Source organism: Paenibacillus mesophilus, from assembly GCF_005938385.1.
Lineage (GTDB): Bacteria > Bacillota > Bacilli > Paenibacillales > NBRC-103111 > Paenibacillus_AB > Paenibacillus_AB mesophilus.
The window spans coordinates 182,622-198,422 of sequence record NZ_VCRA01000011.1; the positions used below are offsets into that span (position 1 = coordinate 182,622).

General features: G+C 56.9%; 10 protein-coding genes and 1 riboswitch. Of the genes, 8 read left to right on the forward strand and 2 right to left on the reverse strand.

All coding sequences use genetic code 11. From position 1 onward, the window contains the following. Positions 1–100: 100 nt before the first annotated feature. A riboswitch (glycine riboswitch) is annotated at positions 101–235 on the forward strand. Between the two features lie 289 nt (positions 236–524). The 4 genes from gcvT (at position 525) to FE783_RS20700 (ending at position 5,648) form a co-directional block, all read left to right on the forward strand. Next, positions 525–1,631, forward strand: coding sequence for a glycine cleavage system aminomethyltransferase GcvT (gcvT, locus tag FE783_RS20685; RefSeq protein WP_138881288.1), 1,107 nt, complete (start codon positions 525–527; stop codon positions 1,629–1,631). Between the two features lie 171 nt (positions 1,632–1,802). Beyond that, a complete protein-coding gene (gene gcvPA / locus FE783_RS20690) occupies positions 1,803–3,155 on the forward strand; it encodes an aminomethyl-transferring glycine dehydrogenase subunit GcvPA (protein ID WP_138881289.1) in 1,353 nt (450 codons plus the stop codon). Continuing rightward, positions 3,152–4,657, forward strand: coding sequence for an aminomethyl-transferring glycine dehydrogenase subunit GcvPB (gene gcvPB, locus FE783_RS20695; RefSeq protein ID WP_202916225.1), 1,506 nt, complete (start codon positions 3,152–3,154; stop codon positions 4,655–4,657). The genes gcvPA and gcvPB overlap by 4 nt, the downstream gene beginning before the upstream one ends. Positions 4,658–4,796: 139 nt before the next feature. Continuing rightward, positions 4,797–5,648 carry a lipoate--protein ligase family protein gene (locus tag FE783_RS20700; protein ID WP_138881290.1) on the forward strand — a complete coding sequence of 284 codons (852 nt, stop codon included), beginning with the start codon at positions 4,797–4,799 and terminating at the stop codon, positions 5,646–5,648. Between the two features lie 256 nt (positions 5,649–5,904). On the opposite strand, the gene FE783_RS20705 is transcribed toward FE783_RS20700, so the two are convergent. After that, a complete protein-coding gene (locus tag FE783_RS20705; protein ID WP_138881291.1) occupies positions 5,905–7,785 on the reverse strand; it encodes an alpha-galactosidase in 1,881 nt (626 codons plus the stop codon). Positions 7,786–8,042: 257 nt separating this feature from the next. On the opposite strand from FE783_RS20705, the gene FE783_RS20710 reads away from it, so the two are divergent. Next, complete coding sequence (locus FE783_RS20710) at positions 8,043–8,918, forward strand: AraC family transcriptional regulator (RefSeq protein WP_138881292.1); 876 nt, start codon at positions 8,043–8,045, stop codon at positions 8,916–8,918. Between the two features lie 498 nt (positions 8,919–9,416). Here FE783_RS20710 and FE783_RS20715 read toward each other — a convergent pair whose 3' ends face one another. After that, complete coding sequence (locus FE783_RS20715) at positions 9,417–10,781, reverse strand: extracellular solute-binding protein (RefSeq protein WP_158301942.1); 1,365 nt, start codon at positions 10,779–10,781, stop codon at positions 9,417–9,419. A 532-nt stretch (positions 10,782–11,313) separates the two neighbouring features. On the opposite strand from FE783_RS20715, the gene FE783_RS20720 reads away from it, so the two are divergent. The 3 genes from FE783_RS20720 (at position 11,314) to FE783_RS20730 (ending at position 15,749) form a co-directional block, all read left to right on the forward strand. Further along, entirely contained in the window at positions 11,314–12,621 is a 1,308-nt protein-coding gene (locus FE783_RS20720; RefSeq protein ID WP_158301943.1) for an ABC transporter substrate-binding protein, read from the forward strand. Positions 12,622–12,656: 35 nt separating this feature from the next. Then, positions 12,657–13,643 (forward strand): hydroxyacid dehydrogenase, encoded by a 987-nt coding sequence (locus FE783_RS20725; protein ID WP_138881295.1) that lies wholly within the window; start codon positions 12,657–12,659, stop codon positions 13,641–13,643. Between the two features lie 225 nt (positions 13,644–13,868). After that, on the forward strand, positions 13,869–15,749 hold the full coding sequence (locus tag FE783_RS20730; RefSeq protein ID WP_138881296.1) for a glycosyl hydrolase family 28-related protein: 1,881 nt from the start codon (positions 13,869–13,871) through the stop codon (positions 15,747–15,749). Positions 15,750–15,801 lie beyond the last annotated feature (52 nt).

Sequence of the window (15,801 nt, forward strand, 5' to 3'; positions counted from 1 at the left end):
GCGGTTTGACCGATTTTCCGTTTACTCGGAAAAATTCCCCTTTCCGAGACGGCTCGAATCATGTAAAATGGTGTAGGTAATCGGCAACTGAATACGGCGGATGAAGGTTCAAGGAGAGATTGCCTCTCACCCCGGGGTAAACGATGCGCGCATCGGACGGGGAGGGAAGGCGGCGCCGAAGGAGTAAGCCGCTTCAAGCGGTGAATCTCTCAGGCAAAAGGACTTGATCCGGACGCATCTCTGGAGAGCGTTCGACCCTCCAGGCCCACTATGCGGCCAGGACGGGAAGCGGACCACCCAAGGGGTAACTTTGCGGCGGCAACAACTTTATCGGCGCTTAGGGAACTCTCAGGTACAAGGACAGGGCAAAAGGACGTATGCTTGCTGCGGTAAGCGTGCTTCGTTTTGCCGTGTCCTTTTTGCGTCTCGCATCGCCGGAGTGAAAATGGCCGCATGGAGGAAAACTAAGTCAAACTCCCCCGGTGAACGGGGCGAAATGAATACCTTCCCAACGAGGTGAACGTATGACGTCTTTGAAGCAAACTCCGCTTTTCCCGGTCTATGCCAAGCATGGAGCGAAAACGATCGATTTCGGCGGATGGGACTTGCCGGTGCAATTCGGCGGAATTCAGAACGAACATGACGCGGTGCGTGAGCGGGCCGGTCTGTTCGACGTGTCGCATATGGGCGAGTTTTGGGTAACGGGAGCGGATGCGGAATCGTTTCTGCAGAAGGTCACGACCAACGATCTGTCCAAGCTGGAGACAAATCAAGCCCAGTACAGCCTGCTTTGCTATCCGAACGGCGGAGTGGTGGACGATTTGCTCGTATACAAGCTGGCCGGCGACCGGTTCATGCTTGTAGTCAACGCTTCGAATATCGAGAAAGATTTCGCGTGGCTTGAAGAGCACGTTGAAGGAAATGTGAAGCTGGAGAACGTATCCGACGATACGTCGCTGCTCGCGCTGCAAGGTCCGCTTGCGGCAGCGGTATTATCCAAGCTGACCGAAGCCCCGATCGGCGAGCTGCGAAGCTTTCGATTCTTGCCGGACGTAGTTGTCGACGGAGTGCACGCTCTCGTGTCGAGAACCGGGTATACCGGCGAAGACGGCTTCGAATTGTATGTAAGCGCCAAGGATGTCATCCGGTTGTGGGATGCTCTGCTGGATGCGGGCCGTGAGCATGGTCTGGAGCCGGTAGGCTTGGGCGCGCGCGATACGCTCCGCTTCGAGGCGCGTCTGCCGCTGTACGGCCAGGAGCTGTCCGCGGACATCAGCCCGCTGGAGGCGGGTCTCGGCTTCTTCGTGAAGCTGGACAAAGGCGACTTTATCGGCCGCGATGCGCTGGCCGCACAGAAGACGCAAGGCTTGCCGCGCAAATCCGTCGGCATCGAGATGATCGACCGGGGCATTCCGCGCGCGCATTATCCGGTTTATTCGCCGGATGGGGAACGCCTTATCGGCGAAGTGACGACAGGTACCCAATCGCCGACGTTCAAGCGCAACGTAGGCTTGGCGCTGATCGAGACCGCCTTTACGGCGAACGACACCGAGGTGCTCGTCGAAATCCGCGGCAAGAAGCTGCGGGCGAAAGTCGTGCCGACGCCTTTCTACAAGCGTCCGAAAGCTTAAAAGCAAGAAGGCGGGCGGAATAACGTTCAAATGTACCTTATTTGCTCCGAAACCGCCCGTTCGAGCTCGGATAGTGTTCAAATGTACCTTAATGAACGACCATCCACTCAACCGGTTCTTAGTGCAAGAAAAACATGCAGCAGCTTCATATCCCGAAAGGAGCATCAAGCGATGAAACACCGCTATTTACCGATGACCGAGCAAGACCGCAAGGACATGCTCGCGGCTGTCGGCGTCGCCTCCGTCGACGAATTGTTCGCCGACATACCGGCTGGCGTCCGCTACCAAGGCGAGCTGAACATATCCGAGGCACTGAACGAGCAGGCGATGCTTCGCCATATGCGCACGCTTTCCGGCCGCAATGCCGATTTTGACCGGTACGCGAGCTTCCTGGGCGCAGGCATGTACGATCATCATCTGCCCGTAGTCGTCAATCACGTCATCTCCCGATCGGAGTTTTATACAGCTTATACGCCGTATCAGCCGGAAATCTCGCAAGGCGAGCTTCAAGCCATTTTCGAATTTCAATCCTACATTTGCGAGCTGACCGGCATGACGGTCGCGAATGCCTCGATGTACGACGGCGCAACGGCGCTTGCCGAAGCGGGCGCTTTGGCGCACGGCGCGACGAAGCGCCGCCAAATCGTCGTATCCCGTGCGGTGCATCCGGAAGCGCGGGCTATTCTGCGGACGACGGCACGCGGATTGAACCTCGATGTGATCGAGGTCGGCTATACCGACGGCGTGACGAACCTGAATGAGCTTATGTCCGCAGTAGGCGCCGATACGGCCGCAATCATCGTGCAATCGCCGAACTTCTTCGGCTGCATCGAGGATGTGGCGGCGATTGAGCCGATCATCCACGGGGCGGGCGGTTTGCTCGTCGTAAGCTGCAACCCGATGTCGCTCGGCCTGCTTGAGCCTTCGGGCAAGCTCGGCGCCGATATTGTCGTCGGCGATACGCAGCCGTTTGGCATTCCGGCTTCGTTCGGCGGCCCCTCCTGCGGCTATTTTGCGGTATCCGACGCATGGATGCGCCGCATGCCCGGCCGGATCGTCGGCCAGACGGTCGATCGCGACGGCAAACGCGGCTTCGTGCTGACGCTGCAAGCGCGCGAGCAGCATATCCGCCGCGAGAAGGCGACCTCGAACATTTGCTCGAATCAGGCGCTGCTTGCACTGTGCGCTTCGGTTTATTTGTCGACATTGGGCAAGGAAGGCATCCGCGACGTAGCCGGCTTGAACATTCAAAAGGCGCATTACGCGGCGAAAATGATCGGTGCCCGCAACAAGCTTGAGGTTGCTTTCGCATCGCCGTTCTTCAATGAATTCGTAGTGAAGCTGGGCGACGACGCCGATGTAGGAACGATCAACTCCAAGCTGCTGGAGCATGGCTTTATCGGCGGCTACGACCTCGGTCGCGACTATCCCGAGCTGAAAGGCCACATGCTGGTCGCAGTTACGGAGCAGCGGACCAAAGAAGATATCGAACAGTTTGCCGACAGATTGGAGGAGCTGCTATGAGCACGATCGAAACGAAACTGGCGGAAGCGCAGGAACAGCGGCCGGTGAAGCACGACAAGGCTTTGATTTTCGAACTGAGCAAGCCGGGCCGGGTCGCTTACTCGCTGCCGGAATGCGATGTGCCCGAGACGCCGGTAGAAGAGTTGATTCCGCAGAAGCTGCTGCGCACGAAGCCGGCCGAGCTGCCGGAAGTATACGAGGTAGACGTTATGCGCCACTATACGGCGCTGTCGAGACGGAACTTCGGGATCGACAACGGCTTCTATCCGCTCGGCTCCTGTACGATGAAATATAATCCGAAAATTAACGAAGACGTGGCGAGATTCCCGGGTATCGCGAAAATTCATCCATACCAGCCGGAGGAATCGATCCAAGGCGCGTTGGAGCTGCTGTATACGCTGCAAAACGACTTGGCGGAAATTACCGGCATGGACCGGGTAACGCTGCAGCCTGCCGCAGGAGCTCACGGGGAGTGGACCGGCCTTATGCTGATCCGCGCTTATCATGAGAGCCGCGGCGAGACGCGGACGAAAGTAATCGTTCCCGATTCGTCGCACGGCACGAACCCGGCCAGCGCGACGGTTGCGGGCTTCGATACGATCACGATCAAATCTGACGACAGAGGACTTGTCGATCTCGATGCGCTCCGGGCGGCGGTAGGCTCCGATACGGCGGCGCTCATGCTGACGAACCCGAACACGCTCGGCTTGTTCGAGGAGCAAATCGTCGAAATCGCACGCATCGTTCATGAAGCGGGCGGCCTCCTGTACTATGACGGCGCCAACTCGAACGCTATCCTCGGCATCGCGCGTCCGGGCGACATGGGCTTTGACGTCGTTCACTTGAATTTGCACAAAACGATGAGCACGCCTCACGGCGGCGGCGGTCCCGGCGCGGGTCCGGTCGGCGTGAAGCAGAAGCTCGTCCCCTTCCTGCCGGCTCCGAATGTTGCGCGCAGAGCAGACGGCACGTATTATTTGGATTCCGACTATCCGCAATCGATCGGACGCGTCAAGGCGTTTTACGGCAACTTCGGCATCCTCGTGCGGGCTTATACGTACATCCGTACGCTTGGCGGCCAAGGCTTGCGCCAAGTATCCGAGAACGCCGTCCTGAACGCCAACTACATGATGAAGCGGCTCGCGCCCCACTATGACGTGCCGTTCGACCGGCCGTGCAAGCACGAGTTCGTCATGTCCGGCAAACGGCAGAAGAAGCTCGGCGTGCGTACGCTCGATATCGCCAAGCGGCTGCTCGATTTCGGCTACCATCCGCCGACGATCTACTTCCCGTTGAACGTCGAGGAATGCATCATGATCGAGCCGACGGAAACCGAGAGCAAGGAAACGCTCGACGCTTTCATCGATACGATGATCCAAATCGCCAAGGAAGCCGAAGAAAATCCGGAGCTCGTCGTAAACGCGCCATACACGACCGTAGTGAAACGGCTGGACGAAGCGCAAGCGGCCCGTAAGCCGGTTCTGAACTGTACTTGCGGTTAACGAACTTTGTAATTCCGGGTGAAAAGTAGTAGGATAAATAGAACAGCTTGCTTGTACACGGAGTACCCGCGGGATTGGCTGCGGGGCTCTTTTTTTATTCATATTGAAGTCTGCGATTTGCCGAGAGGGGGAAGAATCCATGCCGGAGACGGTCTGGAGATTTATAAAGTCGGGCAACGGCACGCCGGCCGACAATATGGCGATTGACGAAGCGATGCTGATCGCGCACAGCGAAGGGAAGACGCCGCCGACGGTACGGTTCTACGGTTGGGAGCCGGCGACGCTGTCGATCGGTTACTTCCAGCGGGCGGAGGACGAGGTTGATTTCGAGGAGCTGCGCAAGCAAGGAATCGGCTTCGTCAGACGGCCGACGGGCGGACGGGCGGTGCTGCACGATCGCGAGCTTACGTACAGCATGATTGTCTCGGAAGATTACCCCGACATGCCGACGACCGTGAACGAGGCTTACCGCGTATTAAGCGAAGGGCTGCTGTGCGGGTTCCGCAATTTGGGACTGCGCGCGGAGATGGTTAACCTTGGGGCGGAGGAAGAGAAAGCGAAGTATGCCTCTACCGCCGGATCGGCCGCCTGCTTCGACTCCCCGTCCTGGTACGAGCTCGTCGTCGAAGGGCGCAAAATCGCCGGGAGCGCCCAGACGAGATCGAGAGGGGTCATTTTACAGCATGGGTCGATCCTGCTCGAGATGGATGTGGATCAGCTTTTCTCGCTGCTTCGTTTCTCGAACGAACGGGTGAAGGAACGGCTGAAGCAGTCGTTCCATACGAAGGCCGTAGCGATCGGCGACATTTGCCGGGCGATGGGGAAGCCGACCGTGACGTATGCGCAAGCGGAAGCGGCATTTCATGACGGAATCGGCGAAGGGCTTGGCGTCCGTCTCGTGGAGGGGGAGCTGACCGAATATGAGAAGGAGTTGGCTGCCCGGTTGGCTGCGGAAAAATACGGAAGCGGCGAATGGAATTTTCGCCGCTGACTGATTTCGGCTTCGCGGGGAAGACCGGAATAGCGGAAATTTATGTCCTTATTCCGCTCACTTTTATGGTTTTGAAGCAATAGAGGAAAAAAATGATCTTATTTTGGCATTTAGCTGCCCGTCTACCGGGTGAATCGGGCTAAATGCCGGGAATAGGTGGATTTTTTTCCTCTATTTTTATGCGCCGGTAATTCCCGCTGCTTAAGGGCGTTTTTGCCGCTATGCCTAGACTGGTCGCTCCTTGCGAATCTGTTCCTTACGCAGACACGAACCATGCCCGAGCGCTACGCGGCGCGAGCGCAATCTCGCCGGTCGGAGACGGCCCGCACGGCTCGCCGTTCCAGAATTCGACCCATTCGCCGGCGCCGGCTCCCTGGCGAAACGGTTCGGGCAGCTTCTGCACACGGTAATCGTCACTGAGATTGAACAAAGCCAGCAGCTTTCGGTTGCCGCTTTTGGCCACTACGATCGGCAGATCGTCACCGTCATGCCCGAACATATTGACCGGTATGCCCGGAGATACCGTAACTTCAAGAATGCGGGCGAGCAGCTCGGTGCCGGTGGCGTTCAGCTTGCCGAGAGCGTCTCCGAGAATCAGGTCTCCGCCGGTAAGCAGGCAGGCGAGCAGCAGCGTCTTGGCTTCCTCGAGATTCATTTGGCGGCCGCTGCACCAGTTTGCGCCCGCGCTCCACGGATTTTGCCCTTGCCGACGGTTGAAAGCGGTATCGTCCGATGTTTCGCCGCAGCGGACTATTGCAAAGTCGGGATCGGTATTGCCGAAGGCGTCCTGCATCCACCACCGTGCCAGCATCGAACGTATATTTTGACGGATTTGGCTCCAATAGTTATGGATGTCCCCGGTCGTGCGATGCGCGTCCGCCACCCCTGCGACGGCTTCGTACGGCGCTCCGCATGCCAACAGGTAGACATCGTCGCCGATCGAGCCGCGGATGACCTCGAACAGCTTGCGAATCATCCCGGCATGCGACATGGCAGGGTTGGCGAACGAGGATGCGCCGAGAAGCAGCTGTGTAAAATCGCATTTGAAATACGTAAATCCCGCTTGGCGAAGCCGTCTGAACTGTTCTCCGATATGCAATACGACCTCGGGATGGGTAATATCGAGCTGGGCCATGCTGCCGTAGCCGAGGTTTCTCAAATACACATTGCCCTGCCCGTCGCTCACGAACCAATCGGGATGGTCCCGGTAAAGCGGAGTATACACGTTCACCATGAGCGGTGCCGTCCATATTCCCGGCTCATAACCGGATTGTCTGATTTGCGCGCAAAGATCGGCCAACCCATCCGTGAACTTCCACCCGCCGTCCCATACTCCCCACTGGCATTCGTACCCTTCGTCGACGACCATATAACGGAGCGAATCGCCGAACCGTTCTCGTGCATCCTTCGCATTGTCGAGAACGTCGCTCTGCCGGACCGCGCCTGCGTAATAATCCCACGAATTCCAGCCGGAGGCGCGAGGCTGGAAACGAAGCTTTCCGGCAAGCCTTTCGCGGGCAAACTTGGCGTACTGCCCCAACAGCTCGGCGCCGTCCCGGCCCTCCAGCACGATCAGGTTCGCCAGCGTTTCCCGGCGCCCGGGTGCGAACCGCCTCGGCGAATGAAGATGAATGCCGATACCGAACGCGCCGTCGCGATGCGGCTTCTCATGGAGCACGGGGATGTCAACGAAGCAGTCGCCGTAAGGCGGCAATGCGCCGATCAGAAGAGCGCCCCCGCCGTCGCGCCGGGATAATACGGTAACCATCCCGGAAGCGTCGGCCGGGTCCGACCATCCGTTCGGACGGTGAACGGGGCGAACGCCGGAAAGCTTGGAGAAATCCCGCGAATGGTATAGCTGCACATAGTCCCGGGCGTCCGGCCTGGGAGTAAACCATCCAGCGGGCCACTCGATGCAAATGCGCTGCAGGTGCAGCGTTTCCGGACCGTCGTTGCCGAGCGAGACGCTGCATACGCCCTTGTCATCGCTCTCCAAAGCTGCGGACACCGAATCCCATCTGTAAATCGTCCCGCCTTCCGCCACTTCCGCCGATGCTTGACTGTCGCGGTAAGTTCGATCCGCACAAATGACTTTGACGGCTGCCTTGCCGAAATGTACCGTTTCGTTTAATTTCATACGGACACCTTCCCGAAGAATGATTGACAGTAATTGCTGTAAGCCATATGCCGGTTAGTCTATTGGAATCATACGTCACGGCTTGTGCATACAGCCATAGACAATGATGACTTGGACATGGAGAAATGTAACCTGAACGAACAGACGGCGCCATGGATAAGCGAGGCGGGAACGGCAACAAATGGGAGGTCCACAGGAACCGGTTCTCGATGTACAATGATAGTCGATAAGATCGACAAGCGGGAAGGGTTGAACCAATGAAAACGGAACGATACGGTGTCGCCATCAATCCGTTCCCGAGACCCGGGGAGCTGACCGTACTATTCGCCGGCAGCAATCAAACTCCGCCGCTGCATCGGGTAGGACCCCATGTACTGGACTATCATCTGGTGCACTTGGTCGTCTCGGGCAAAGGCAGCTACACCTGCAGGGGGGAGCGGCGCGAGTTGAAAGCGGGAGATTGTTTTTTTATATTTCCGGGGGAGTTGTCCGGCTATTTGTCCGACGAAGCCGAGCCGTGGAGCTACAGATGGATCGGCTTCCGAGGGAAAGAGGCGGATGTTCTGCTCGGAGAGCTGGGAATTACCCCGGATGCTCCGGTAGCCGACGTTTCGGGAATGCACAGGCTGCAAGCCTTGTTCGGCCGGACTCAAACTACGCTCTCTACGGGCAGAGCGGGCTGCGATCTGAGAGCGGGAGCCTACTTGCGGCAAATATTCGCCGAGATCGCGGATCGGGCGGCGGCGCCGCATCCGGCGGGAACGGGAGAAAGTCCGGCTGACGCGGAGCTGAATCGAAGAATCGGGCTCGCCGTTCGCTGGTTGGTTTTGCAGTACCACAGGCCGGTTTCCATCGGGGAGCTGGCCAAAGAGACCGGGTATCACCGGGCGTATTTATCGAGAATGTTCAAGAAGGCGACCGGATGGAGCCCGGCGCAATATTTGCTGAAGCTGCGCATGGAGCGCGCCGTACAGCTGCTTCGGGAGCCGCTTACCGTATCCCAGATCGCCGCCTCCGTAGGATTCGCCGATCCGTTCCACTTCTCCAAGCAGTTCAAGAAATGGCACGGGTATTCGCCGACCGAGCTGCGGGGCATACAGATGGGGATGGAGCATTTCCAGCCTAGAGCCTGACAGCCGCAGCGTGCAGGGTACGGGTGCTATTGCAAACATGATAAAGACCGTTTCCTCTCCGGGAAGTCAGTGAACAACAAATGGAAATCATGCAGTAAAATTCGCTGAATTTTGCGATGTCGGTCGGTTTAACGGGAAAACCTGCAGCTATATTCGCCGGAATCGGGCCCAATTAGCAAATTCGATAAAAAATGCTGCAGGTTTTCCAGTTAACTACCCGAGGAAGCTAAGAAATCGAAAAAGTAACGGCATGTTCTCCAGTTGCGGGAGCGGGAACGGTTCAAAAGTGCCGGATCACGGCTCGGTACATGTATGCAAGGCACACTTAAGAAAGAACGGAGCGCGCATAAGCGGCTCCGTTTGTTTTTGAACGCTATAGAATTTATAAATTTTCGGACCTTTGAACGAAAAGAATAAATTGTATACCAAGAAAAACTTCCTCTAAATCGCGGTCGCTCATCCTTGAAGTACGTCGATAGACGTTTTTCTTATGCAAAATTATAGCTTCTCCTCCAGCCTTTCGAGAACGGTATCCAGATCGTCGAGCCCGGACCAATAGTAGCGCAATTCGTCGCGGATCGCCATCATTTCGCTCGTCGACCAGTTCAAGTCCGAGGACAGCCGGAACGTATGGACGAGCTCCCGGTACATGTGGTACCGGTAAGGCCGGCGTCCGGCTTCTTCGCCGATCCATTCGGCGGCGCGCTTCACGCTCGGCAGGTTGAGCGTATTGCGGCGGATGTGGAGCTGCGTTTCGTACGACAGCAAATAATCGACGAATCGTTTTGCGGCTTGCTTGTGCATCGACGTTTTGTTGATCGCGAGCCCGATGATGACGAGCATCGTTCTCAGCTCCTTCAGATGGGGGAGTGGCGCGACATCGTATTCGAAGTCTGCTCCCTTCAGTGCATTCAGACACGAGTAACTGGCCATGATGATCGACGCCTTGCCGCGCAAAAACAGCGTTACCGCATCGGAGTCGTTCTCCGACAGGTGGGACGGGAAATGTTTGCTGACAATATTCATACATGTCTGGAAAGCTTCCCGGATGAGCGGATCGCGCAGCTTGTACTTGCCTTCTTCATTTCTCTCGAACCGCACCCCGTTCTGCAGCAGGAAGATCGGCCAGCGGTTCTCCGACATGAGGTGAAAATAGAAGCCGAGCCGGTCATAGCCTGCGGACAGCTTGTCGGCGGCCTCGCTCAAATCGTCCCACGTCCAGCCGCTGTGAGGCTCGGATAGCTCCGCCTCGCGAAAATGCTCTTTGTTGTAGCACAAGACGACAGGCGTGAAGACGAAAGGGAGCGCATATTGGCGCCCGCCGCTCGAGAACGGGGCGCATAGGAACGGATACATATCGTCGCGGGCGGCGAGCGGCTCGAGAAAGCTTTTCTCGGGGGCGTCGCTGCGGACATATTCGTAATTGTACATGTTGAAGGTCAGCACGTCGAAGTACATGCTTTCGTTCAAATATTTCCCTATCCCATCATGATTGCGCGGATAGCTGACGGGAATCGGCTCGACCTGGATGTCCGGATTCTCTTCGTTGAACTTGTTTACCAGCTCCAGCAGCTGCACTTCCGCATCCAATGTCGGGTAGTAGCCGAAACGGAGCACTTCGCCCGTTGGCTGTTTTTTGCGGATGATGCGGGCGCCGATCCGCGGCACTTTCTCGATGAAGCCGTCGGCAACAAGCCGGTCGAGCCCTTTGCGCACCGTATTTTTGCTGATCGAATATTGTTCGCCGAGATCCAGCTCGGAAGGGAGAAACTCTCCTTCGGCCCGTCTCCCCGTCAAAATGTCTTCTTGTATCGTAGCCACCATTTCGTCCAAGCGGTTTCTGGAAGTCGTCCGTTTCGGCATGATCGTAATTCCTCCGGCTATTGTCGCCATACAGTCAAGGGCAGAGCGTACAATGATCTGATTGGTATACTTATAATTAAACATATCCGCTATTCGAACGCAAGTCCATCCTATTGAAGTGTGCTTCGGCATAAGAATCCCGTGATCGCTAGGGACGATTATTTGAATTTATGCGCCGAAATATTTCGTTGACAGATCGAAAAGTGGAAAATATAATCAAAAGTGAACCAGATGATTTTGTTTTATCAAATACAACCAAAATTCCTTGCATATTGGTTCACTTATAAACAATGGTTTACGAGTAGCACATTCGTCTCACCGAGGGAACAAGACTGGCACCGGCAACGGAAGCCGGTCCTTACCATAGCAATGCAGAAAGGGGACGCTTTATCCGGCAAGAGAGCAAGCTTCCGCTGACGCCGGAAATGATCGGCGACTCGGCACGGCAAGCCTGTTGTCCAAGTTTGACGCTTGGAGGCAGGAAGGGCAAGCAAGTTTTATGTAAACGGTTGCAAAAATGGAGACGAAAGGAATGGAGACGATGAAGAAAACGGTTGCGTATTCGGTTGTATCCGCATTTCTCCTGCTCGCGGGCTGCTCTGGAGCGTCCACGGGAACGAAAAGCCCGGAGGGAGGGGCGGCCCAGACGACGAAGCCGGCGGAGAAGGCGCCGGAACCGGTAACGCTCAAAATGTACGACACTCAGGTGTTTACGGATGACGATTTCAAACGTTTGATTACGGACCCGGTCAAGAAAAAATATCCGCACATTACGGTAGAGCGGCTGACGAAGCAAAACAACGCGATGGACAACGTCATCGCCACGAAGCAGCAGCTCGACCTTGTTACGGTATGGCATGGAGGAATACCGGCGGAAAACATGCTCGATTATATGGAGGATATGACGCCGCTTATCCAGTCGAACAAGTTCGATTTGAACCGTTTCGATCCGAAAGCGCTGGATGCGGTCCGGAAAGTATCGAAGGGCGGCTTGTTCGCCATCCCGTACAACGTCAATTTCAACGCGCTTTATTACAACAAAGACATCTTCGACAAATTCGGCGTCGCTTATCCGAAGGACGGCATGACGTGGGACGAAACGATCGACCTCGCGAAGAAGCTGACGCGCAACGAAGGCGGTGTACAGTACAAAGGTCTCGATCCGGACGGCCATGTCCGCATGATGTTCCCGCTGTCGCTCAATCTCGTCGATCCGAAGTCGGAAACGGCGAACTTCAATGCAAACGACTTGTTGAGGCGCGTATTCGAGATGGGCAAGACGATCAACGATATTCCCGGCAACGCGCAGCAGGGCGCCTTCCTGACCGTATTTCCGAAAGACCGGACGATCGCCATGCTTGCGACCAGCAATTTTACTTCCTTCTTCCGCGACGCTCCGGGCTTGAACTGGGATATGGCGCAGTACCCGAGCTACAAAGACCGGCCGAACACATACGGGATGTACGATTTGCACGTCATAGCCGTACCGAAGACGAGCAAGTACAAGGAAGAGGCGTTCAAGGTCATCGAGGTGCTCATGTCCGACGAGGTGCAGATGGAGTCCGTACGGGTTACCGGCCGCGTATCGCCGCTTAAGGACCAGAAGTTCAAGGACAATTTCGGCGCGGACCAGGCGGGACTGAAAGGGAAGAACACCCAGGCCATCTTCAAAAGCAAGCCGGCGGACGCTCCCGAGTTTTCCAGATTTTACAGAGACGCCAATGCAATCGTGTTGAACGAATACAAAGAGTTTCTTGCAGGCAAAAAAGACGTCAATTCGGCGCTTAGGGACGCCGAAGAGAAAGTGAACCAGGCGATTAAGGCGAAGCAGGGCAAATAGACGGATCCAATATATAGCAAACCGGAGGAGTTCGGATGAAAATCGTATTGTTGCAAAGCAAAGAACAAAGGGAACGGATTTTCCGGGAAAGCCATCTGGACGAGCTGCGGAAGTTCGGCGAAGTCGTCCTCAACCAGGCGAGCGGAATGCAACGCGAAGAACATATCGCTGACTTGATCGAAGGAGCCGACGTAGCCATTACGTCGTGGGGCAATACGTCATTGACGGCACGGGTACTGGACCGGGCGCCGCGGCTTAAGCTGGTGCTCCATGCCGCCGGTTCGGTGAAGCCGGTCGTCACTCCCGGGCTATGGGAGCGCGGCATTCGCGTATCGAACGCGACGGAAGCGCTTGGCAGAGGGGTGGCGGAAACGGCGCTCGGTTATACGATCGTTTCGCTCAAAGACATGTGGAGGCTGAGCGCCGGGATGCGGTCGGGAGGCTGGGGCCCCGTCAACCGCGTACGCGAAGTGTACGGCGTCACGGTGGGCGTAGTCGGCGCAGGGCGCGCGGGCTCGCATTACATCAAGCTGCTGCGCAATTTCGACGTTCGCATTATGCTGTACGATCCGTTCGTAAGCGAGGCTAGAGCGAAGGAGCTCGGCGCGAGCAAAGTCTCGTTCGAGCAGCTCCTGGCGGAAAGCGACGTCATCTCGATCCATGTGCCGTCGCTGCCCGAGACGCGCCATATGTTCAATGCCGAGAAGCTGGCGCTCATGAAAGACAACTGCGTTCTGATCAATACGGCGAGAGGCTCACTGATCGACGAGGACGCTTTGGTCGCGGAGCTTGCGAAGGGCCGTTTGTTCGCTTGCCTCGACGTGACCGATCCGGAGCCTCCGGCTCCCGGTCACCCGTTCCGTCAGCTGCCGAACGTCGTGCTTACGCCCCACATCGCGGGTGCGGTCAATAACGGGCTGGCTCGCATCGCCCAATCGGTGATCCGCGATTTGGACGCGTTCGTGCATGGCTCACCGTTAAGCGGCGAAGTGCTGGCGGAACAATTGAATCTGCTCGCTTGAGGCAAGGAAAGCCGCGAAATAGTCAAGAGTGCGATCCGTTGGCACGGCTTGGCCGTGCCTGACGGTCCGCACGGAGCTTGCGCTCCGATCGAAGGAAAGGAGGGGGTGCCGGGATATCAGCGTTTTTCGGGGACCGTTAAGTTTTGCTGTTTCAGTCGAACGGCAGTGCCCGAACGGCAGTCCGAATGTTCCGTTCGTTACTATTATGGAAGGCGGGGATGGAGAATGATGGACAAGGAGTCGAACGGCCAAGCAAACGAGGAGAACGTACAGGCGCGTCCGGTGAGCCGGCGCAAGGCACTCGTCGCGCTGGGCGCGGGGACGCTGGCGGCGGCCGGAGCCGCGATGCTGCTGCCGAAAGGCGTCGCCCTGGGGAAATCGGTGACGGGAGCGGTGTACGGCCACGGCAACGACTGCTGTGGAGCGATTGCGATGACGATAACCGAGCTGCGGTCCGATTCCGTGACGGCACTCGCGGGCTCGATCTATTATGTAACGGATGCAGGCCGCGAGGGCGAATTTTATTTCGACCCGGCCGATTCCGCGACAGCCGACGATAACGGAACCGTGTTCGTATCCGTTTCGGGCAAACGGTTCAAACGGTCGACGGGACGGTTTCCGGCGAATGTGTACAATGTTAAATGGTTCGGAGCGAAGGGTGACAATGCCGCGGATGACAGCGCCGCGTTCCAGGCGGCGATCGATAAGGCGTCGCAAAATTATGCGGTCGACAAAACGGGAGGCACCGTCTACGTTCCTCCAGGCAAGTATCGGGTTACGGGATTGACGGTGCGCAAGCCATACATTACGATCAAAGGTGACGGCTACGGAGCTTCCATTCTGATGAATTACGCTACGTACGCTCCGATGCTGGATATTCAGCAAGGCACGACGACGACGGTCTCGCTGCACAACTTCGAGCTGCGCGACCTGATGATCAAGAACAACGTCAACCGGCTTGCGGGCGACAATCCGCTCGTCTATGCGAAGCAGCTCGTATCGTCGAGGTTCACGAACGTCGTGTTCAAAAATTCGAATGCATTCGAAGGCGGCAGCGGTTACAACGGCTCGGGCTTGAAAATCGAGAATGGCTTCGAGCTGACGTTCACGAACTGCGCTTTCACCCATTTCCTGAAAGGCTATGGCGTAGATTTGCCGTGCCAGAGCCTGAACGTCGGCAATTACCATTTCCTCGACTGCTTGTGGATGTACTGTGCCCACGGGCTGCTGATCGGCCGGGGAAGCAGCTCCATGGCCAATTCGACGCTTATCTCCAACGCGAAATTCGTCGCCTGGCAAGGAGGAAATTACGTCAAGGACGGCAAAGTAAAATATGCCCAGACGATAGTGGCCTCGACGCCTGCGGCCAATCAGGTGACGCTGACGGACCCGACCCGCTTCGAGAGCGGACAGGTGGCGCTCGTCGGCAGCGAGAACCGGCTTACCCCCGCCTTGATAACCGCCGTGAGCGGCAGCACGATTACGCTTGACCGAAATGTTGCACCGGTGGTCGGCGATACGGTGCTCCAAGGGACGGTAGCGGTCCTGAGCGGATGGTGCGCGCAGGAAGTCAAAATGAACGGAGGCCATTTCGAAGGCTGCGACGTCGGCTTGTTGGCAAGCAACCATCTCGGCTTGATTACGATCGATAACATCCATGCCGGGAACAGCTCGAACATCGTCGTTATCGACGACGAGGTCAAATTTTTGTCGCTCGAGAACAGCCGCGTCTTTGCGACCGATACGAACAACCAGTGGCCGAACTGGTTTACCGCGGTCCGGATTACGAAGCTTGACAGCAATAATAACATCATTCTGCTCGATAACAACATCATTGAAGGCGGCGGCGCATACGTTTCGTACGCGGGCCGGGAAGTATGGAACCAAAGCGCTTACGAGCCGAAGGTTCGCATCCAGAACAGGCTGAACGGGGCCGTCTATACGGGGGCGTTCCATCAAACGTTCAGCGGCAACGTGACGATCGGCGGGACATGGAACGGACCGCACCTCATTATGGGGACTTATCATCTGTGGATCGATGCGACCGGCAAGCTGCGCATGAAGAACGGGGCGCCGACGAGCGACTCGGACGGCAGCCTCGTCTGACGGCGGCCAGGGGACTTTAGACGCCCGGCCGCCGATCATATCGGGATAAAGG

Coding starts and splice junctions, on each gene's coding strand:
- gcvT (WP_138881288.1), top strand. CDS start 525: ATGACGTCTTTGAAGCAAACTCCGCTTTTCCCGGTCTATGCCAAGCAT.
- FE783_RS20725 (WP_138881295.1), top strand. CDS start 12,657: ATGAAAATCGTATTGTTGCAAAGCAAAGAACAAAGGGAACGGATTTTC.
- FE783_RS20715 (WP_158301942.1), bottom strand. CDS start 10,781: ATGCCGAAACGGACGACTTCCAGAAACCGCTTGGACGAAATGGTGGCT.
- FE783_RS20730 (WP_138881296.1), top strand. CDS start 13,869: ATGATGGACAAGGAGTCGAACGGCCAAGCAAACGAGGAGAACGTACAG.
- gcvPB (WP_202916225.1), top strand. CDS start 3,152: ATGAGCACGATCGAAACGAAACTGGCGGAAGCGCAGGAACAGCGGCCG.
- FE783_RS20710 (WP_138881292.1), top strand. CDS start 8,043: ATGAAAACGGAACGATACGGTGTCGCCATCAATCCGTTCCCGAGACCC.
- gcvPA (WP_138881289.1), top strand. CDS start 1,803: ATGAAACACCGCTATTTACCGATGACCGAGCAAGACCGCAAGGACATG.
- FE783_RS20705 (WP_138881291.1), bottom strand. CDS start 7,785: ATGAAATTAAACGAAACGGTACATTTCGGCAAGGCAGCCGTCAAAGTC.
- FE783_RS20720 (WP_158301943.1), top strand. CDS start 11,314: ATGGAGACGATGAAGAAAACGGTTGCGTATTCGGTTGTATCCGCATTT.
- FE783_RS20700 (WP_138881290.1), top strand. CDS start 4,797: ATGCCGGAGACGGTCTGGAGATTTATAAAGTCGGGCAACGGCACGCCG.